The 20109-nt window shown below is 58.4% G+C and carries 17 protein-coding genes, 3 tRNA genes and 1 other RNA gene; 11 read left to right on the forward strand and 10 right to left on the reverse strand.

The window, feature by feature from the left end; all coding sequences use genetic code 11:
• Positions 1 to 38 precede the first annotated feature (38 nt).
• The 7 genes from tolB (at position 39) to ACX3P5_RS05225 (ending at position 3418) form a co-directional block, all read left to right on the forward strand.
• Positions 39 to 1334 carry a Tol-Pal system beta propeller repeat protein TolB gene (tolB, locus tag ACX3P5_RS05195; protein ID WP_458968375.1) on the forward strand — a complete coding sequence of 432 codons (1296 nt, stop codon included), beginning with the start codon at positions 39 to 41 and terminating at the stop codon, positions 1332 to 1334.
• A gap of 51 nt (positions 1335 to 1385) precedes the next feature.
• The gene (pal, locus tag ACX3P5_RS05200; RefSeq protein WP_031374834.1) at positions 1386 to 1913 is read left to right on the forward strand and encodes a peptidoglycan-associated lipoprotein Pal; all 528 of its coding nucleotides are present in this window, start codon (positions 1386 to 1388) and stop codon (positions 1911 to 1913) included.
• Between the two features lie 9 nt (positions 1914 to 1922).
• A complete protein-coding gene (gene cpoB / locus ACX3P5_RS05205) occupies positions 1923 to 2717 on the forward strand; it encodes a cell division protein CpoB (RefSeq protein ID WP_233984880.1) in 795 nt (264 codons plus the stop codon).
• Positions 2718 to 2890: 173 nt separating this feature from the next.
• Positions 2891 to 2966, forward strand: a tRNA-Lys gene (locus ACX3P5_RS05210).
• A 74-nt stretch (positions 2967 to 3040) separates the two neighbouring features.
• Positions 3041 to 3116: transfer RNA gene (locus ACX3P5_RS05215), tRNA-Lys, on the forward strand.
• Between the two features lie 46 nt (positions 3117 to 3162).
• A tRNA-Lys gene (locus tag ACX3P5_RS05220) sits at positions 3163 to 3238 on the forward strand.
• A 43-nt stretch (positions 3239 to 3281) separates the two neighbouring features.
• A non-coding RNA gene (locus ACX3P5_RS05225) (RtT sRNA) lies at positions 3282 to 3418 on the forward strand.
• Positions 3419 to 3715: 297 nt separating this feature from the next.
• Here the strand turns inward: ACX3P5_RS05225 and ACX3P5_RS05230 are convergent.
• Positions 3716 to 5164, reverse strand: a complete 1449-nt coding sequence (locus ACX3P5_RS05230; RefSeq protein ID WP_233984879.1) for an AlkA N-terminal domain-containing protein — start codon at positions 5162 to 5164, stop codon at positions 3716 to 3718.
• A gap of 159 nt (positions 5165 to 5323) precedes the next feature.
• On the opposite strand from ACX3P5_RS05230, the gene ACX3P5_RS05235 reads away from it, so the two are divergent.
• From ACX3P5_RS05235 to pnuC, 3 genes are all read left to right on the forward strand, one after another.
• Positions 5324 to 5845, forward strand: coding sequence for a methylated-DNA--[protein]-cysteine S-methyltransferase (locus ACX3P5_RS05235; RefSeq protein WP_233984878.1), 522 nt, complete (start codon positions 5324 to 5326; stop codon positions 5843 to 5845).
• A 147-nt stretch (positions 5846 to 5992) separates the two neighbouring features.
• Complete coding sequence (gene nadA / locus ACX3P5_RS05240) at positions 5993 to 7054, forward strand: quinolinate synthase NadA (protein WP_336754882.1); 1062 nt, start codon at positions 5993 to 5995, stop codon at positions 7052 to 7054.
• Between the two features lie 24 nt (positions 7055 to 7078).
• The gene (gene pnuC / locus ACX3P5_RS05245) at positions 7079 to 7801 is read left to right on the forward strand and encodes a nicotinamide riboside transporter PnuC (RefSeq protein WP_336754883.1); all 723 of its coding nucleotides are present in this window, start codon (positions 7079 to 7081) and stop codon (positions 7799 to 7801) included.
• Here pnuC and zitB read toward each other — a convergent pair.
• The 4 genes from zitB to ACX3P5_RS05265 all read right to left on the reverse strand — a co-directional run bounded on the left by zitB (position 7795) and on the right by ACX3P5_RS05265 (position 12834).
• Positions 7795 to 8757, reverse strand: coding sequence for a CDF family zinc transporter ZitB (gene zitB, locus ACX3P5_RS05250; RefSeq protein WP_233984875.1), 963 nt, complete (start codon positions 8755 to 8757; stop codon positions 7795 to 7797). The two genes, pnuC and zitB, sit on opposite strands and share 7 nt — an antisense overlap.
• On the reverse strand, positions 8735 to 11809 hold the full coding sequence (locus ACX3P5_RS05255; protein WP_458968376.1) for a hybrid sensor histidine kinase/response regulator: 3075 nt from the start codon (positions 11807 to 11809) through the stop codon (positions 8735 to 8737). The genes zitB and ACX3P5_RS05255 overlap by 23 nt, the downstream gene beginning before the upstream one ends.
• Positions 11791 to 12372 (reverse strand): response regulator transcription factor, encoded by a 582-nt coding sequence (locus tag ACX3P5_RS05260; protein ID WP_094119441.1) that lies wholly within the window; start codon positions 12370 to 12372, stop codon positions 11791 to 11793. Before ACX3P5_RS05260 ends, ACX3P5_RS05255 begins: the two co-directional genes overlap by 19 nt.
• A gap of 99 nt (positions 12373 to 12471) precedes the next feature.
• Complete coding sequence (locus ACX3P5_RS05265) at positions 12472 to 12834, reverse strand: YbgS-like family protein (RefSeq protein WP_233984873.1); 363 nt, start codon at positions 12832 to 12834, stop codon at positions 12472 to 12474.
• Positions 12835 to 13123: 289 nt separating this feature from the next.
• Here ACX3P5_RS05265 and aroG point away from each other — a divergent pair, with 289 nt between their 5' ends.
• Positions 13124 to 14176, forward strand: a complete 1053-nt coding sequence (gene aroG, locus ACX3P5_RS05270; RefSeq protein WP_458968377.1) for a 3-deoxy-7-phosphoheptulonate synthase AroG — start codon at positions 13124 to 13126, stop codon at positions 14174 to 14176.
• A 60-nt stretch (positions 14177 to 14236) separates the two neighbouring features.
• On the opposite strand, the gene gpmA is transcribed toward aroG, so the two are convergent.
• From gpmA to modF, 5 genes are all read right to left on the reverse strand, one after another.
• A complete protein-coding gene (gene gpmA / locus ACX3P5_RS05275) occupies positions 14237 to 14989 on the reverse strand; it encodes a 2,3-diphosphoglycerate-dependent phosphoglycerate mutase (protein WP_233984871.1) in 753 nt (250 codons plus the stop codon).
• Positions 14990 to 15140: 151 nt separating this feature from the next.
• The gene (gene galM / locus ACX3P5_RS05280) at positions 15141 to 16175 is read right to left on the reverse strand and encodes a galactose-1-epimerase (RefSeq protein ID WP_233984870.1); all 1035 of its coding nucleotides are present in this window, start codon (positions 16173 to 16175) and stop codon (positions 15141 to 15143) included.
• Positions 16169 to 17317 carry a galactokinase gene (gene galK / locus ACX3P5_RS05285; RefSeq protein WP_458968378.1) on the reverse strand — a complete coding sequence of 383 codons (1149 nt, stop codon included), beginning with the start codon at positions 17315 to 17317 and terminating at the stop codon, positions 16169 to 16171. The genes galM and galK overlap by 7 nt, the downstream gene beginning before the upstream one ends.
• On the reverse strand, positions 17317 to 18360 hold the full coding sequence (gene galT, locus ACX3P5_RS05290) for a galactose-1-phosphate uridylyltransferase (RefSeq protein WP_233984868.1): 1044 nt from the start codon (positions 18358 to 18360) through the stop codon (positions 17317 to 17319). Before galT ends, galK begins: the two co-directional genes overlap by 1 nt.
• 225 nt (positions 18361 to 18585) lie before the next feature.
• The gene (gene modF / locus ACX3P5_RS05295; protein ID WP_458968379.1) at positions 18586 to 20058 is read right to left on the reverse strand and encodes a molybdate ABC transporter ATP-binding protein ModF; all 1473 of its coding nucleotides are present in this window, start codon (positions 20056 to 20058) and stop codon (positions 18586 to 18588) included.
• Positions 20059 to 20109: the final 51 nt, after the last annotated feature.

The following is a 20109-nucleotide window of genomic DNA, read 5'->3' on the forward strand; positions in this document are numbered from 1 at the left end:
CAATTATCGTGGACTGAGGTTCAGATAAGGGAGATAAAATGAAGCAAGCTCTTCGCGTTACGTTAGGCTTTTTTATCCTGCTGTGGGCAGCCGTGCTGCATGCAGAAGTTCGTATTGAGATCACCCAGGGTGTGAATACCGCACGCCCGATTGGCGTGGTCCCGTTTAAATGGGCCGGTGCTGGCGCCGCGCCAGAAGATATCGGTGGCATTGTGGCGGCTGACCTGCGCAACAGCGGTAAATTTAATCCGCTTGATCGCTCACGTCTGCCACAGCAGCCAACCAGCGCGCAGGAAGTTCAGCCTGCTGCCTGGAGCGCGCTGGGCATTGATTCCGTCGTTGTGGGTCAGGTGCAGTCTAACCCGGATGGCAGCTATCAGGTCTCTTATCAGCTCGTCGATACCGGCGGCGCGCCAGGAACCGTGCTGGCACAGAACTCCTTCAAGGTGACCAAACAGTGGCTGCGCTATGCGGCGCACACCGCCAGTGACGAAACCTTTCAGAAGCTGACCGGCATTAAAGGCGCTTTCCGCACCCGTATCGCCTATGTGGTGCAGACCAACGGCGGTCAGTTCCCATATGAACTGCGCGTGGCGGATTACGATGGCTACAACCAGTTTGTGGTACACCGCTCGCCGCAGCCGCTGATGTCACCCGCCTGGTCGCCAGATGGCAGCAAAGTGGCTTACGTGACCTTTGAAAGCGGCAAGTCAGCGCTGGTAGTGCAGACGCTCTCCAACGGTGCTGTGCGCCAGGTCGCCTCTTATCCACGTCACAACGGTGCGCCGGCGTTCTCACCAGATGGCTCAAAACTGGCTTTTGCCCTGTCTAAAACCGGCAGCCTCAACCTCTACGTCATGGATCTGGCGTCCGGTCAGACCCGTCAGGTGACCGATGGCCGTTATAACAGCACCGAACCGACCTGGTTCCCGGATAGCCAGACGCTGGCTTATACCTCGGATCAGGCGGGTGCGCCGCAGATTTATAAAGTGGGTCTCAACGGTGGCGCGCCACAGCGTATTACCTGGGAAGGCGGTCAGAACCAGGATGCGGATGTGGCTACCGATGGTAAATCAATGGTGATGATTAGCACCAGTGGCGGTGCTCAACACGTCGCCAAACAGGATCTGGAAACGGGAGCCGTTCAAACGTTAACGGACACGTTCCTGGATGAAACGCCGAGCCTGGCACCGAACGGCACAATGGTAATCTATAGCTCTACTCAGGGGATGGGTTCCGTGCTGCAGCTGGTTTCAACCGACGGCCGTTTCAAAGCGCGTCTTCCGGCAACTGATGGACAGGTAAAATTTCCTGCCTGGTCGCCGTATCTGTAATGTCTGACTTAACAGACATCACAAACAATAAACAATAATGGGATTTTTGAAATGCAACTGAACAAAGTGCTGAAGGGTTTGATGCTGGCTCTGCCGGTTCTGGCAGTAGCGGCTTGTAGCTCACACAAAAACAACAACAATGACCAGACTGGCATGGGCGCTGATGGCGCTTACGGTGCAAATTCTGGCATGAACGGCAACGGCGGCAACATGTCTTCTGACGAGCAGGCGCGTCTGCAGATGCAGCAGCTGCAGCAGAACAACATCGTTTACTTCGGTCTGGACAAATATGACGTTCAGTCTGATTACGCTCAGATGCTGGATCAGCATGCTGCCTTCCTGCGTAGCAACCCATCTTACAAAGTGACCATTGAAGGTCACGCGGATGAGCGCGGTACGCCGGAATACAACATCGCCCTGGGCGAACGTCGCGCCAGCGCAGTGAAAATGTATCTGCAAGGCAAAGGCGTTTCTGCCGATCAGATGTCTATCGTTTCTTACGGTAAAGAGAAGCCAGCGGTTCTGGGTCATGACGAAGCGGCTTACTCTAAAAACCGTCGTGCCGTACTGGTCTACTAAGAGAATCACATGGTTAGTAACTTCAGACATCATCTGTTGAGTCTGTCGTTACTGATTGGCGTAGCGGCCCCCTGGGCCGCTAATGCCCAAGCGTCAATCAGTAGCGTTGGCTCCGGCTCGGTCGAAGACCGTGTCACCACTCTTGAACGAATCTCCAATGCCCAGGCACAGCTGATGCAACAACTGCAACAGCAGATGAGCGATAACCAGCGTGACATCGACTCGCTGCGTGGGCAAATCCAGCAAAACTCGTATCAGCTTAATCAGGTCGTCGAGCGTCAGAAGCAGCTCTATCAGCAGATCGACAGCCTGAGCAGCAGTAACAGCGGCGGCGCGCAGTCAGCGGCTGGCAGCGATGCCTCAGCCGGTGCAGCAGCGGCCACCGACGCGGGTGCGGCGGCTGCCACTGATAGCGCACCGACGCAGAGCGGTGATGCGAACAGTGATTACAATGCGGCTGTTGCGCTGATTCTGGAGAAGAAACAGTACGATCAGGCGATCACTGCGCTGCAGGCATGGGTAAAACGTTACCCTGATTCGACCTATCAGCCGAACGCCAATTACTGGCTGGGACAGCTGAACTACAACAAAGGCAAAAAGGACGACGCGGCCTATTATTACGCCACGGTGGTGAAAAACTATCCGAAGTCGCCGAAAGCCGCAGAGGCGTTATTGAAAGTGGGCGTCATCATGCAGGAGAAAAACGACACGGCGAAAGCCAAAGCGGTTTACCAGCAGGTGATCAAACTTTATCCCAATACCGACTCTGCAAAACAGGCGCAAAAACGTCTGGCAGGGATGTAATCTGTACGGTTCAGACCGGATATCGTGTGATTTCTGGTCTTGCCGTATGAAAGGTAAGCAAACGACGCTTTTGGCAGAAATAAGGGTTGCGCTACCTCAGTAAATCAGTAATATATGCCGCCGTTGCCGGGTGACATTGCAAAATTGCAAAAGTGTCCGGTAAGCCTGAAGATGGGTCGTTAGCTCAGTTGGTAGAGCAGTTGACTTTTAATCAATTGGTCGCAGGTTCGAATCCTGCACGACCCACCATCTCCGGTCAGACGCGTTATTAATTGCGCGCCCTTTCAGGAAATAACCTTCAGCATTGCTTCACAACCTAAGATGGGTCGTTAGCTCAGTTGGTAGAGCAGTTGACTTTTAATCAATTGGTCGCAGGTTCGAATCCTGCACGACCCACCATCTTGTTTCAGGCGCCTGGCGCGAAGAACGGTTGTAAGCCCCCAGCGGGTCGTTAGCTCAGTTGGTAGAGCAGTTGACTTTTAATCAATTGGTCGCAGGTTCGAATCCTGCACGACCCACCAATTAAGAAAGAAGCGCCTTTAAGGCGCTTTTTTCGTTTTGAGGGCACAGAGTTAAGCGTGCCGGATGAGAACCTGCCGCAGGTTCGACTGAATCGCCAGGAGCGATTCAGGCTGATGCGCCAGCATCACCCGCAGGGCGAGGCCCCGGATGGGCCGAGGCTTATCCTGCACGACCCACCAATTAAGAAAGAAGCGCCTTTAAGGCGCTTTTTTCGTTTTGAGGGCACAGAGTTAAACGTGCCGGATGAGGACCTGCCGCAGGTTCGACTGAATCGCCGGGAGCGATTCAGGCTGATGCGCCAGCATCACCCGCAGGGCGAGGCCCCGGATGGGCTGAGGCTTATCCTGCACGACCCACCAATTAAGAAAGAAGCGCCTTTAAGGCGCTTTTTTCGTTTTCAGGGCACAGAGTTAAGCGTGCCGGATGAGAACCTGCCGCAGGTTCGGCTGAATCGCCAGCATCACTCCATTTCCCGACTACGACAGACTCTTCCAGATATGCATCACCGCGTAGCTACGCCACGGCCGCCAGACCTGTGAACGCTGCTCAGCGGCGCGCGGCGTCAGGCCACCCAGATTATTGCGCACCGCAATATCTTCTTTCGGAAACGCATCCGGCCAGCGCAGGGCGCGCATCGCAATATAGTGAGCCGTCCACGGACCAATGCCCGGTAAGCTCATCAGCCGCGTCATCATCGCCTCAGGCGACAGCGTGGCATTGAACCGTAGCTCACCGCTGGCGCAGGCGCTGGCGAACGCCTGAATCGCTCTGGCGCGGGCGCTGACAATCCCGAGCCGGGCAATCTCATCCAGCGCGGTTTCTGCAATCCGTTCCGGACGGGCGGAGTAACGTGACAGATCGGCGAACGGCGTCACGCAGGCCTCGCCAAACGCCTCAGCAAAACGGCTGCTCAGCGTGGTCGCGGCTTTCACCGTGATCTGCTGACCAAGTATCGCCCGGACCCCCATTTCAAAGCCGTCAAAGGCACCAGGCACCCGCAGGCCGGGATAATCCGCCAGGCTCTGCGCCAGCAGCGGGTCCTGTTGCAGATGCGCCGCAATCCGCTGTGGCTGCGCATTAAGATCGAACAGATCGCGCAGCCGACGCAGCAGGGCGGGCAGCACCGGCGTTAAGCTGCTGGTGAACTCAACCTGCAACGCCTGTTTTGCCGGCAGATGTGACACGCTGACCCAGCCGCGATAGTCGCCCAGCGCCACGGTGCGCCGGTAACAGTTATCTTCAACCGCCTCGATCTCTTTCATCAGGCGGAGCTGCAGAAAACTGAGCATCGCCTGCCAGTCGTAAGGCGGACGATAGCTAAGCCGCAGCCGCATAGTATCATCAGGCTGCAGCTGTGCCGCCGGCAGCGTCTGCTTGCGTAAGGCACCCGGTGTCATGCGGTAACGGGCCTGAAAGACATCATTGAAGCGCCGCAGGCTGCCAAAGCCGCTGGCATAGGCGACATCAATAATCGGCAACCGGGTTTCGGTCAGTAGCTGTTTCGCCAGCAGCATCCGACGCGTCTGCTTCAGCTCCAGCGGCGAGACGCCCAGCTCCTGCTGCACAATCCGCCGCAGCTGGCGTGCGCTGATGCCAAACTCGGCCGCAATCTCATCCAGCCCCTCGTGCTGCTCCAGCACGCCTTCCTCAATGCGCTGCACCAGCCGATCGGCAATGCGATGCGCATGATCCACCGGCGCATTGCCCGGTGCCAGTTCTGGCCGGCAGCGCAGGCAGGGACGGAACCGCGCTTTTTCGGCCGCTTCGGCGCTGCTGAAGAACAGACAGTTTTTCTGCATCGGCGCTTTCACCGGGCAGATCGGACGGCAATAGATGCCGGTTGAGGTGACGCCGACGAAGAAAACCCCATCGAAGCGGGTATCACGTGAGGTCAGCGCCTGATAGGCAATCTCGGGATCGAGCATGGTCTTTCTCCGGCAAATAAAGCGCAGCCTACGCCGGATACGGCAGGCAGACTGGCTGTTTTCGGACAGCACAACAGTTTATCGTCGTGACCGAAAACAGCCAGCCTGACGGCTGAAAAGTGCGATAATCGGCACTGACTCAGTGAGCGGAGAATCAGCATGTATTACTTCAAACCTATCGTCACACCGGTCGGCGAACTCAAGCTGGTGGCCAGCGACCGTGGTCTGGTTGGCATCTTGTGGGAGAACGACGATCCCAGACGCACCCGGTTTCTACCGCAAACCCGTCACGATGACCTGCCGGTGTTTCTGGCGGCCGAACAGCAGCTGGCGGAATATTTTGCTGGCAAACGCCGCTGTTTCGAACTGCCGCTCGACTTTGTCGGCACCGACTTTCAGAAGAAGGTGTGGCAGGCGCTGGTGGCGATCCCGTTTGGCGAAACACGCAGCTACAGCCAGATTGCCCGTGAGATTGGTCATCCGCTGGCAGTCCGTGCGGTCGGGGCCGCCAACGGCCGTAATCCGCTCTCGATTATCGCACCCTGCCATCGGGTGATTGGTGCCAACGGTAAACTCACCGGCTTTGCCGGGGGACTGGAGATCAAAGCCTTTCTGCTGGCACTGGAAGCCCCGCAGGCACACCTGGCGCTGGCAACCACCACGCAGCCCGACGTGAGCTGATTATTCATACGGGCTGAACAAAAACCCCACGACACACCGAGACATTTCCGCTATCGTGTTTAGCATATAAAACACGATGGCGGGATCAACGCCATAAGTCGCCTTAACAGGCGATTTTCGTTAATTAGATAAAACGAGAGCTGTGTCATGAGTGTGATGTTCGATCCTGAGAGCGCCGTTTACCCCTTTCCGCCTAAACCGGCCCGTCTGACTGACGATGAAAAAGCGGGCTACCGCGAAAAAATCAAAGCGTTGCTGAAAGCGCGTAACGCCGTCATGGTGGCGCACTACTATACCGACCCGGAAATTCAGGCGCTGGCCGAAGAGACCGGCGGCTGTGTCTCGGACTCGCTGGAGATGGCGCGCTTCGGCAGTCAACATCCGGCCACGACCTTGCTGGTGGCGGGCGTGCGCTTTATGGGGGAAACCGCCAAAATTCTCAGCCCGGAGAAGAGGGTGCTGATGCCGACGCTGCAGGCGGAATGCTCACTCGATCTCGGCTGCCCGATTGAGGAGTTTAACGCCTTCTGCGATGCCCATCCCGATCGTACCGTGGTGGTCTACGCCAATACCTCCGCGGCGGTGAAAGCACGCGCCGACTGGGTGGTGACCTCCAGCATCGCGGTTGAGCTGATTGAACATCTCGACAGCCTCGGTGAGAAGATCATCTGGGCACCGGATCGCCATCTTGGCCGCTACGTGACGCAAAAATCGGGCGCGGATGTGCTGTGCTGGCAGGGCGCCTGTATTGTGCATGACGAATTTAAAACCCAGGCGCTGCAGCGCATGAAGGCGCTCTATCCCGACGCAGCGGTGCTGGTGCATCCGGAGTCGCCGCAGGCGATTGTCGATCTGGCCGACGCGGTGGGCTCTACCAGCCAGCTGATTCAGGCGGCGAAATCGCTGCCGCATCCGCAAATGATTGTGGCCACCGATCGCGGCATCTTTTATAAAATGCAGCAGGCGGTACCGGAGAAAGAGCTGCTGGAAGCGCCGACCGCTGGCGAAGGAGCTACCTGCCGCAGCTGCGCCCACTGTCCGTGGATGGCGATGAACGGCCTCAGGGCGATTGCAGAGGCGCTGGAGTCGGGCGGCGCGCAGCATGAGGTGCAGGTTGACAATGACCTGCGAGAAGCCGCGTTGCTGCCGCTTAACCGCATGCTATCCTTTGCAGCGGATCTTAAACTCAACGTGAAAGGAAACGCGTAAGCGTTTCTTTGACAGGTGCCTGGCATGGATTTCTTCAGCACACACAATATTCTGGTTCATATTCCGCTCGGTGCGGGCGGCTACGATCTCTCGTGGATTGAGGCGATCGGCACGCTGGCAGGCTTGCTCTGCATCTGGCTCGCCAGCCTGGAAAAGATCGTCAACTATCCGTTTGGCCTGATTAACGTCACGCTGTTTGCGGTGATCTTCTTTCAAATCCAGCTCTATGCCAGCCTGCTGTTACAGCTGTTCTTTTTTGTCGCCAACCTCTATGGCTGGTACGCCTGGAGTCGCCAGACCGACGACCACCAGGCCGCGCTGAAGATTCGCTGGCTGCCGTTACCTAAAGCGCTGGCGTGGGCGGTGGGCTGCATCGTTGCGATTGCGCTGATGACGCTCTATATCGACCCGGTATTTGCCGTCCTGACGCAGGCAGCGGTCACGCTGATGAACGGTCTCGGACTGACGGTGGCGATGCCGGTGCTGCAACCGGATGCCTTCCCGTTCTGGGATTCGTGCATGATGGTGCTGTCGATTGCGGCAATGATTCTGATGACGCGCAAATATGTTGAGAACTGGCTGCTGTGGGTGATTATCAACGTGATCAGCGTAATGATCTTCGCCCGTCAGGGGGTGTATGCGATGTCGCTGGAGTATGTGATTCTGACGCTGATTGCGCTGAACGGTTCCCGGATGTGGATTCGCAGCGCGCGGCAACAGGGTTCCCGCGCGCTGTCGTCTCAGTGAGCGTGATGCTCGCCCGCGGCGTGATGGTGCGCAGGATGAGAGTGATCTGAGCCACCGCTGATGCCGAGCTCACACTCGGCACCGGCACAGGGCTGATACTCCATCTGTACGGTGGCGTGCGCAATCTGATAGTGCTGCTGCAGATAGGCGTGAATGCGGTGCAGCAGCGCATCATGATCGTACGGCGGGATCACCTGCACATGCAGCGTCAGCAGCGGTTTCTCGCCAACCTGCCACAGATGCACATGATGCACGTTGCGCACTTCGGCAATATTCAGGGTCAAATCGCGAATCAGCCGGGTGACGTCAAGCGAGCGCGGCGCACCTTCCAGCAGCTCCTGCAGGCTTTCACGCAGCAGCGCCCAGGCGCTGCGCAGTACCAGCAGCGACACCAGCAGTGACAGGATCGGGTCAATCGGCGTCCAGCCGGTCAGCATAATGATCACTGCCGCCGCCACCGCCCCGACCGAACCCAGCAAATCACCCATCACATGCAGCGCCGCAGCGCGCACGTTGAGGTTCTTCTCGCCGCTGCCGTGATGCAGCAACCAGAACGACAGGATATTGGCCAGCAGTCCCGCGATAGCAATGCCCAGCATCAGCCCGCCGGTGACCGGCTGCGGATCGGCGAAACGGCGCACGGCTTCCCAGACGATCAGGGCGGTAATCACCAGCAGAGCGATAGCGTTGACGAAGGCGGCCAGCGTGGTCAGGCGCAGCAGGCCGAAAGTATGGCGTGCATTGGGCTTGCGGCGGGCAAACTGCACTGCCAGCAGCGCCATCAACAGCGCTGCCGCATCGGTCAGCATATGTCCGGCATCGGCCAGCAGCGCCAGCGAGCCAGAGAGCCAGCCGCCAATCACTTCGGCGATCATAAACAGGGTGGTAACGCCAAATGCCGCGGCCAGACGGGTACGATTGCTATCCTGCCCGCTATGAGTGTGGGTGTGTGCCATAAGAATCCAGTTTTTTCAGTAACCTGTTAGTCAATAATATCAGTAATCGCCACGTTTCAGCGGTGTCCTGATGCTGTTTTGCCTGCTCTGCTAACTGCTGGCTAAGCTGCGCGCCTTCCTCCAGCCCGACCAGTAACCAGCTGCCTTTCATCCGGTGTGCGGCTTCCGCCAGCTGCGTCCAGTCCTGCCGATCGCGCGCCGCGGCAAGCCGCGCCAGATCCTGGCTGACGGTGTCGCGTAATGTCTGGCTCAGACGGCCAAGGAACCGGTCGTTGTGCTGCGCCAGTCGTAACAGGTTGTCATCCAGTGCCGCCAGCGGATCGGGCTGCCAGGCGGCCAGCAGGGCGCTGAGATCGGATAACTGCACCGGTTTAATCAGCACCCGTTCGCCGGCCGCCAGCGGCTGGGACAGCAACTGGGCGTCGGCTGAGCACAATACCCGCATCGCCTGACGGCCACGCTGACGATCGCGACGGCGCAGCAGCCGCAGCAGCAGCGTGCCGTCGGGACGCGGCATCATCTGGTCGATAAACAGCAGGTCATACGGCTGCTGCGCATCGGCGCGCAACAGGTCGCGGCCCTGCTCGAAGGTATCGGCCTGAATAGCGAAGCGCGCCAGCTGCTGCTGCATCACCAGCAGATTGGTGGGATGGTCATCAACAATCGCCACCCGCAACTGCGGGTAGCCGGGCAGGGCAGATTCGCTGACAGGGCTGACCGGCTGACAGGGCTCAAGCGGAAGCGTGACCGTCACTTCGGTGCCGTGACCGGGTTGAGAAACCAGCCGGATATCGCCGCCCATGCGCAACACCATTTCCCGGCAGATAAACAGCCCCAGGCCGCTGCCCTGGACGGAAACCGATTTGCCCGACGGTGCCTGATACCAGGGATCGAACAGCTTCTGCTGCTCCTCCGGCGGAATGCCGCTACCGCTGTCGCTGACCGTCAGCTCCAGCTGCTGTCGGGCCGCCAGCGTCAGCCGGATCTCACCGTGCCGGGTAAATTTCAGCGCATTGGTCATCAGGTTATTCACTACCTGTTGCAGGCGATCGGCATCGATCAGAATCGCCTCCGGCAGCGGCGTCAGCGCCCTGACCACCAGACGCGGTCCGTCAGCGCGCATCAACGGATGGTAAAAGTGCTGCTGCTGTTCGAGCCAGGTCGCCAGCGCCAGCGGACGCGGCGACAGCGTAAAGCTGTTGCTCTCAATCCGGGCGTGATCCTGCAGGTCGTTGAGTAAGGTCAGCAATGATTGCGCGCTGCTGTGCAGTAGCGTCAGATTCTGGCTGCTGTGCTGCTGCTTTTCCAGCTCCAACAGTCCGAGAATCGCCTGCATCGGCGTGCGCAGCTCATGGCTGACGGTGGCCAGAAACTGGCTCTTCATCGCGTTGGCGCGCTCCGCCTGCTCACGCTGCTGACGCTCCCGGCGCTGCTGCCAGTAGCGGCGCGCCAGTAACAGCAGCAGTAAGGCGATCGCCGCTCCGGCCACTACCAGCACCATCATCGGTAAGGATCGCATCACCATCACGCTGCCCGGCTGTGGCGGAGTGGACCAGCTATCGCGCATCTGGCTCTGGGTTTCAGCCGGAATCTGCTGCAGCGCCCGATCCAGCAGCGCACGCAGCACCGGCTGCTCCGGGGCGACGCCCAGCGCGATCGGCCAGGCGATGTCGCTGGCGGCGAAGGCGAGATGAATACGGGGATCGTTGCGGCTGGCGATGCGCCAGCGGGCTGACAGCACGTTATCGACCAGGGCATCAATCTGGCCTCTGGCCAGCGCATCGTACAGGCTGTTGCGATCGGCAAAGCGCTGCGGCTGCAGGTCGTCGGGCAACAGCCGCTGCGCCAGATCGTCCTGTAGCACGCCGACCCGCTTACCGCGCAGGTCACGCCAGTGCGTCAGGGAATGGGGCTGAATGCTGTAGATGCCCCACAACGCCCGCCACACCGGCAGCGAGGTGCTCTGCATCGCATCACCGTTAAGCGGTTGCATCAGCTGCAGCATCGCCTGCTGCTGACCGATCAGTGCGGCGGCCTGGCGGGGATTGCTGACCCATACCGGCTCGAATTGCAGTCCGGTACTCTGGGCGATCACTTTCAGCAGCTCGACGCCGTAGCCGCGCGCCGTGCCGGTGCTGTCGCGGTAGCTCCACGGATAGTTATCCGGCTCGGCGGCGTAGAACACCCGTGGATGGGCGGCAATCCATGCCCGTTCATCCGGGCTGAGCATCAGCGTCTGGGTATCCTGATAGCGTGGCAGGATGCTGCTCCAGCGCGCCTGAAGCGTATTCATCAGCTCGGCGGGCAGCTGACGCAGGCTCTGATTGATCCAGCTAATCAGCTGCGGATCGCGGCTCACCGCGCGCAGGCTGAGCTGACCGGCCTCTATCCGCGAAGCAATCTGATAAATCTGACCCTGCTGCAGCTGACTTAACAGAAAGCCGGCGCTGGTCTCATCCGCCACCACATAATCGTTTTGCTGATTAAGCAGGGTATAGAGAGCCTGCAGATCGCTGCTATAACGCCGCCAGCGATGGCGCGCCGCCAGATCGGGCGGCAGCTGTGCCAGCGTGGTGTCACTGATCGCCAGCTGGGCATTCTGGCTGTTAAACATCACGGCGCGCTGATTCTGCTGGTTACGGTAGATGCGTAGCGGGCTGCTGTACCAGATGTCACTGCTGAGCGTGCCTGGCGGTAACGGCGCGGCCAGCATACCCAGGGCAAAATCGATCTCTCCGTCATTCAGCGCCTGCAACAGATGTGCCTGATCGGCGTACAGCGTCAGACTGAACTGGGCACCGGTCAGCTGACGCAGCGCCGAGAGATAATCGGCATTGATGCCATAGAGATCGTTGCCGATGCGCATCGCCCAGGGCGCGTTGTTCTCCTCCAGCAGTCCGACGCGCAGCATCCGACCCTGCATGGTTTCGGCGCGGTTCACCGGCAGCATCATCGGCAGATTTACGCTGCTCACTGGCCGGACGGCCATCCCGACTCCGCTCCATAACAGCAATAAAATCAGCAGCCAGTTCCTCACTGCTGCGCTTTCCACAGGTCAGCCAGTTCCACCACCGAGCGGGCACCGGTCTTTTCCAGAATATTCTTTTTATGGGTGCTGACGGTTTTGTTGCTGATATGCAGCTGAGCGGCAATTTGCAGGTTAGAGAGGCCGCTGGCCAGTAATGCCAGGACCTGGCGCTCTTTCTGGGTCAGCGGCAGTTCTGGTTCGTCCTCAATAGCAGGAAAGGCCGTGTGACCGCCCAGCACCGCCAGAATCGCGCTCAGGAGCTGCTCCATGCGCTGACTTTTCACCACATAACCTGCCGCACCCAGCGCCTGAGCGCGTCGCATGGTGTGGTGGGTTTGCTGCGCCGAGTAGATCAGCACCGGGCAATCGGGCAGATGAATCTTCAGACGGCGCAGAATCTCCAGGCCGTCGCCATCCGGCAGGCCAATGTCCAGCACGATAATATCCAGCGGCAAAGAGAGAAAGGCGCGTGCGGCTTTTTCACTGCTGGCGGAGTAAAGTTTTACCGGAATCGGTGACTGAGTCAGCGCAGCCTCAAGGGCGACCTCGACCAGTGGATGATCGTCAATCAGAAGCAATGCGGCCATGAATATTTCCCTGTTAATTTCACCGGCTCAGCATAGCGGAAGAGAAGAGAGGAGGGGAGAAAAAGACAGGAGAGCAGAGGCTCTCCTGATCGGACGGAATTACTGTGAGGTGCCGTCGGTTTTGGTATTCACGTCACCGCCACCTTCTTTGGTCTGGACTTTTTTATTGATGTTCGGGCATTTGCCATCTTTACACTGGCTGTTCTGGTCGATTTCATTCGCAGACATATTACCGCTGCTGGTATTGCTGCCAGAAGTTGCCGGATTCGTGTTGGTGCCGGTGTTATTAATATTGCTGTTATCAACATTATTCGGTGGCAGATTTTCTTTCGCACCGCCCGCCGCTGCGCCTGCATCGGCAGCCTGGTTAGCCGTACCATTGTTACCGCTCGCCGCCATGGCTGCGCCGCTGCTCAGAGTCATCGCTGCTGTCAAAAAGAGTAAGGCAAACTTTTTCATCATTATGCTCCCGTTAATTAATGAAGTTGCTGCTTCAAGCCCAGAGGTGCAATTTGGATAAAAAGGTCCCGTACGAAATAAAATTCGCCGGTTGGCTTAAACAGGGTGATTTAATCGGGTAAGCAGTCCGTTTATCAGTGCTTACCATTAAAAAGTCTAGACGCTAACCCGATTAATGCAAATATCACCCGAACATTTAACCCGTAGCGGGAATTTACACCCCTGGCGCTTCGGGCTACATTGGACAGGTTGTGCCCGGCGCGCGCTGGGCCTGAAATAATATGGAATCAGTATGAATTACCAGAACGATGATTTACGCATCAAAGAGATTAAAGAGCTGCTGCCGCCGGTTGCGCTGCTGGAAAAATTCCCGGCCACCGATCGGGCTGCCGAAACAGTTTCACAGGCGCGTCAGGCTATTCATCAGATCCTTCAGGGTCAGGACGATCGTCTGCTGGTGGTGATCGGGCCGTGCTCGATTCACGACACCGAAGCCGCGAAAGAGTATGCCGCCCGACTGCTGACGCTGCGCGACGAGCTGAAAGGCGAGCTGGAAGTGGTCATGCGGGTCTATTTTGAAAAGCCGCGCACCACGGTGGGCTGGAAAGGGCTGATCAATGACCCTTACATGGATGGCACTTTCCAGCTGAACGACGGACTGCGTCTGGCGCGTAAACTGCTGCTGGAGATCAACGACAGTGGGTTACCGGCGGCCGGCGAGTTCCTCGATATGATCACCCCACAATATGTGGCCGATCTGATGAGCTGGGGCGCGATTGGTGCCCGTACCACCGAGTCTCAGGTACACCGTGAGCTGGCGTCGGGCCTCTCCTGCCCGGTGGGCTTTAAAAACGGTACCGACGGCACCATCAAAGTCGCCATCGACGCGATCAACGCTGCCGGTTCGCCGCACTGTTTCCTGTCGGTCACCAAATATGGTCACTCGGCGATTGTCGAAACCAGCGGTAACGCGGATTGCCACATCATTCTGCGCGGCGGTAAAGAGCCAAACTACAGCGCGCAGCACGTCAGCGAAGTCAAAGCCGGACTGGCGAAAGCGGGCCTGCCGCAGCAGGTGATGATCGACTTCAGCCACGCCAACAGCAGCAAGCAGTTCCAGCGGCAGATGGTCGTGGCGGAAGATGTAGCGCAGCAGATGATCAACGGTGAGCGGGCGATTATCGGCGTGATGATTGAGAGCCACCTGGTAGAAGGCAATCAGAGTCTGGAGAGCGGCGAGCCGCTGGTCTACGGCAAAAGCGTCACTGACGCCTGCATCGGCTGGGATGACACCGACAAAGTGTTACGCCAGTTAGCGACAGCGGTAAAACAGCGTCGCGGCTAAAGGCAGCACGCATGAAAAAGGCCAGACTTGCGTCTGGCCTTTTGGCGTTTTAGCGCAGAATTACTTCGCTTTACCCTGATTCGCAACGGCTGCGGCTTTCGCTGCAATCTCGTCGGCATCACCCAGGTAGTAACGCTTCAGCGGTTTGAAGTTTTCATCGAACTCATACACCAGCGGTACGCCGGTAGGGATGTTCAGTTCGAGGATTTCATCTTCGCTCAGGTTATCGAGATATTTCACCAGCGCACGCAGTGAGTTGCCGTGTGCGGCGATAATCACTTTCTCACCGCTTTTGATGCGCGGCAGAATGGTGTCGTTCCAGTAAGGAATGACGCGATCGATGGTCAGCGCCAGGCTTTCGGTGGTTGGCAGCTGCTCTGGGGTCAGTTTCGCATAACGCGGATCATGGCCCGGAAAACGCTCATCTGAACGATCCAGCTCTGGCGGGGTAACGGCAAAGCCGCGACGCCACTGCTTAACCTGCTCGTCGCCATATTTCGCGGCGGTTTCTGCTTTATCCAGACCCTGCAGCGCACCGTAGTGACGCTCGTTCAGACGCCAGGTTTTTTCGACTGGCAGCCAGGCCTGATCCAGCTCATCCAGCACGTTCCACAGGGTGTGAATCGCACGCTTCAGTACTGAGGTGTAAGCAAAATCAAACACAAAGCCTTCTTTCTTCAGCAGTTGACCCGCTGATTTGGCTTCGCCACGACCTTTTTCAGAAAGGTCAACATCATACCAACCGGTAAAGCGGTTTTCGTTGTTCCACTGGCTTTCGCCGTGACGCACCAGAACCAGCTTAGTTACAGCCATAGCTTAACTCCTTAATACTGTGATGTTTCTGTGAGAATGGAAACCTGCTGCTGCCAGCCCGTTCAACGAGCCAATTGCGCCATACCATAACGGAAAAGCGGGCAGCACGTAAGCCTGTCGGCAACGCACTGCGCGTTTTTCAGCCGGTGACTCAGCGCGGCGTGAAGCGATAACGCGTCACCGATTCCCAGCGATCTCCCGGCTGCAGCCAGCAATCAGGCTGCGGCCATTCCGCATGATTAGGCGAGTCCGGTAAAAATTCACTCTCCAGCGCAATGCCCTGGAAAGCAGTATAGCTCTCCTGCTCACGGGCACGGGTGCCAGCCAGATAGTTAGCCGAGTAAAACTGCAGCGCCGGCGCAGAGGTGGTGACGCTAAGCTGCAGTTTGCCATCTTCCGACCAGAGTTCAGCCGCGGGCTGAGTGGCGTCGCCGGCGCTGTTAAGCAGGAAGGCGTGATCATAGCCCTTCACCGCACGCTGATCGTCGTCGGCGAGGAAATCCTGCGCCACCGGTTTGGCCTGACGGAAATCGAAACTGGTGCCCGCCACCGCTTTCAGTGGCGCATTCGGAATCCCGTCGCTGTCGACAGGCAGGTAACTGTCGGCGTGCAGTTGTAAGCGATGCTGACGCGCGTCGCCATGATGCGCATCAAGGTTAAAGTAAGCGTGGTTGGTGAGGTTGACCGGACAGGCCTGATCGCAGCGCGCTTCATACTGAATGCTCAGGCAGTTATCGTCATCCAGCTGATAGCGCAGATCGGCAATCAGATTGCCCGGATAACCCTGATCGCCATCCGGCGAATCCAGCCGATAGTGCACTTCAGTTTCCGACTGGCTGACGATTTGCCAGCGACGTTTATCAAACCCTTCCGGGCCGCCGTGCAGCTGATGCGGGCCCTGATTGGCCACCAGCTGACGGTTCAGTTTATTCAGCGTCGCTCCGGCGATGCGGTTGGCATAACGGCCCACCGTGGCGCCCAGATAGGCATCCTGGTGCAGATAGTCAGAGGGCGTGGCACAGCCGAGCAGTGCCTCACGGACCGTGCCATCCTGCATCGGCACCCGGGCCGACAGCCAGGTTGCGCCCCAGTCCATAAAGGTCACCAGCATGCCGTTCGCATTGCGCAGCACGGTGATGCGCCACGGTTGCCCGTCCGGCGCATGAGAATTAACGTCGTTTAGCATGGGCCAGCTCCCGCTGAGGCTTTACAAACGTAGAAGGTCTCTTTGATGCCGGTCGCTGCTTCATACTGCTCCGCTACGGCGGCTTTCACCTGATCAACCAGATCGAGCGGCATCAGCGCCACGATACAGCCGCCAAAGCCACCGCCGGTCATGCGCACACCGCCGCGCTCGCCAATCTGCGCTTTCACGATCTCAACCAGGGTGTCGATCGGTGGCACGGTGATCTCGAAATCATCGCGCATCGATGCGTGAGACTCGGCCATCAGCTGGCCCATGCGCGTCAGGTCGCCACGGGTCAGCGCATCGGCGGCTTCCAGGGTACGGGCATTTTCCGTCAGTACGTGGCGCACACGCTTCGCCACCTGCGGATCAAGCTGCGACTGCGCAGCTTCAAATTCAGCCAGTTCGACATCACGCAGCGCTGGTTTATTGAAGAAGCGCGCACCGGTTTCACACTGCTGACGACGGGTGTTGTACTCGCTACCTACCAGCGTACGGCGGAAGTTAGAGTTGATGATCACCACCGCGATATCTTCCGGCATTGAGACCGGGCGGGTCCCCAGCGTGCGGCAATCGAGCAGCATGGCGTGATCTTTCTGGCCCAGCGCCGAGATCAGCTGATCCATGATGCCGCAGTTACAGCCGACGAACTGGTTCTCAGCTTCCTGACCGTTGACCGCAATCGCCGCGCCGTCCAGCGGCAGATTGTAGAGCTGCTGCACCACGGTGCCGACCGCCACTTCCAGCGAGGCTGATGAACTCAGGCCCGCGCCCTGCGGCACGTTGCCGCTGATCACCATATCGATGCCGCCGAAATCGGCGTGGCGCTGTTGCAGGTGTTTCACCACGCCGCGCACATAGTTGGCCCACATCGGCTGCTCCAGGCTGCGGATCTCTTCATCCAGCGAGAAGCTGTCTTCAGCGTTGTCGTAATCGACCGCCACCACCCGGATCTGACGATCGTCACGGCGCGCGCAGGCGATCACCGTCTGATAATCGATGGCGCACGGCAGCACAAAGCCATCGTTATAATCGGTATGTTCACCGATCAGGTTAACGCGGCCCGGTGCCTGAATGGTGTGGGTCGGCGCGTAGCCAAAAGTGTCGGAGAAGACCTGCTGCGTGATGGTTTTTAAGCTCATTATTGTGCCTCACGGAAGTGAACGTCGCTGACAGAACGCAGACGTTCCGCCGCCTGTTCCGCCGTTAAATCGCGTTGGGTTTCGGCCAGCATTTCATAGCCAACCATAAATTTACGTACCGTTGCTGAACGCAGCAGCGGCGGATAGAAGTGAGCATGCAACTGCCAGTGATCGTTGGCTTCACCGTTGAACGGTGCGCCGTGCCAGCCCATCGAGTAGGGGAAGGAGCACTGAAACAGGTTGTCGTAGCGGCTGGTCAACAGCTTGATCGCTTTAGCCAGATCGCTGCGTTGCGCCTCGTTCAGATCGGTCAGACGTTGAACGTGTGCTTTCGGCAACAGCAGGGTTTCGAACGGCCACGCCGCCCACCACGGCACCACGGCCAGCCAGTGATCGGTCTCGACCACGGTGCGGCTGCCATCCTGCTGTTCACGGGCGAGATAATCGACCAGCATCGGTGAGCCATGCTTCGCAAAATAGGCGCGCTGATGATCGTCTTCGCGCTGCGCTTCATTCGGCAGGAAGCTGTTAGCCCAAATCTGGCCGTGCGGATGAGGATTAGAGCAGCCCATCGCTGCGCCTTTGTTTTCGAAAACCTGCACCCACGGATAGTGCTGACCGAGATCGGCGGTCTGTTCCTGCCAGGTGCGTACGACTTCCTCCAGCGCGCTTAACGACATCTCCGGCAGCGTTTTGCTGTGATCCGGCGAAAAGCAGATCACCCGACTGGTGCCGCGCGCGCTTTCACAGCGCATCAGCAGATCGTCGCTCTCTGGCGCGTCTGGCGTGTCGGTCATCAGAGCGGCAAAGTCATTGGTAAAGACATAAGTGCCGGTATAGTCAGGATTTTTGTCACCGGTGATGCGGGTATTGCCCGCACACAGGAAGCAATCGGGATCGTGCGCCGGTAAGGTATTGACCGCCGGGGTCTCCTGCGCGCCTTGCCACGGACGTTTTGCCCGATGGGGTGAAACGAGAATCCATTGATCAATCAGTGGATTGTAACGGCGATGCGGGTGATCGACCGGGTTAAATTTTTCCATGTTGAATCCTGGTAAGCGTCAAAAGCCAAAGAGGCATCGGTAAAAAGTAGCACATCAGCGCGCCCGAAAGCGTGATCAAGTCTGGATAAATGGTATCGTTTACACAAGCTGAATATTCTCATTTCGTGGCATTGTGACGGAATTGCAGGCGGGAAAGCGCAGGGTAAGTGGTAGCGGTTACATCTGAGGGTGAAGCAGACGCCGTCTGACCGGCGTCTGGCCGATTTAATTCAGCTGCTGCTGCGGGTAGTGATAGCCGCCGTCACCGGCAACAAAACTCAGACGGTGCGTGATGCACTGCGGCGCATCTTCGGCATGATGTGAGACAAACAGTAGCTGAGTGCGACCTTCGCCAATCAGCACATCGATAAAACGCCGTACCAGCTGACGGTTGATCGGATCGAGTCCCTGCAGCGGCTCATCCAGAATGAGCAGCGTCGGATGCTTCACCAGCGCGCGGGCAATCAATACCAGCCGCTGTTGTCCCCACGACAGGCTGTGAAAGGGCGCATCCGCCAGCGCATTGTTCATCCCGAGCAGCGCCAGCCATTGCCGGGCCAGCGCCTTCTGACGGTCTGACGCGGCCTGATAAAGACCAATCGAATCGAAAAAGCCTGACAGGATCACCGTCAGCACGTTGACGCTGACGCGATAATCGAGATGCAGGCTGCTGCTGACATAGCCAATATGCTGCTTGATCTCCCAGATGGTTTCACCACTGCCGCGCCGGCGACCAAACAAGGTCAGGTCGTTGCTGTAGCCTTGGGGATGATCGCCGGTCACCAGGCTGAGCAGGGTTGATTTACCGGCGCCGTTGGGGCCGATAATCTGCCAGTGCTCACCGGCATTGACCTGCCAGTTCAGCCCGTCGATCACCGGCCGATCGTGATAAGAGACCACGCCGTTGCGCAGAATCACGCGCGGCGCATCATCCGCCAGCGACGGCAGCTGATCCGGCGCATCTGCTTCCGGCAGCGCCATCCCCAGCAGTTGTTCACTGTGCGCCAGCTGCGCCACCAGCGCTTCGGCTAAAATGGTCTGGCGCGGGCCGATATGGGTGAGGGTACACTCCGCCAGTACTCCAATCTGCTGTATGTACTCGGGAATATCATCAAAGCGGTTGAGCACCAGCACCAGAGTAAAGTCGGGATGCTGCAGGCTGCGTAAGGTCCCGGTCAGGCTGGCGCGTGACGCCACATCCAGCCCGTCAAACGGCTCATCCAGAATTAACAGATCCGGCTGCTGCATCAGCGCCTGGCAGAGCAGCGTCTTGCGGGTTTCGCCGGTGGAGAGATATTTGAAGCGGCGCGTCAGTAACTGCTCGATGCCAAACTGGCGGGCCAGCTGTGTACAGCGTTCCGGCTGCTGCATTTCCGCCTGGATCACCTCAGCCACGGTCAGGCCGGTATCCTCCTCACCTTCACTGAGCAGGTCGGTGTTGTTGCGCTGCCACTCATCGGCGACCAGCTTTTGCAACTGCTCCAGCGACAGTCGCGTCGGACGCTGGAAATCACTGCTGACCGAGCCCGCCAGCGGCGACAACTCGCCAGAGAGGACGCGCGCCAGTGATGACTTGCCGCTGCCGTTGGCACCGACAAAGGCCCAGCTCTCGCCACGCTGAAGCTGAACCTCATTCAGGGTCAAAACCCGGGTATCGCTAAGACGAAACGTGCCTTGCGAAATCTGCAATGAAGCCATGATCTGTTCCATTTTTTGCATCGTGTTACTGTGTTGTAACCACTGGATGCG

It is taken from the genome of Pantoea sp. S-LA4, assembly GCF_054482835.1.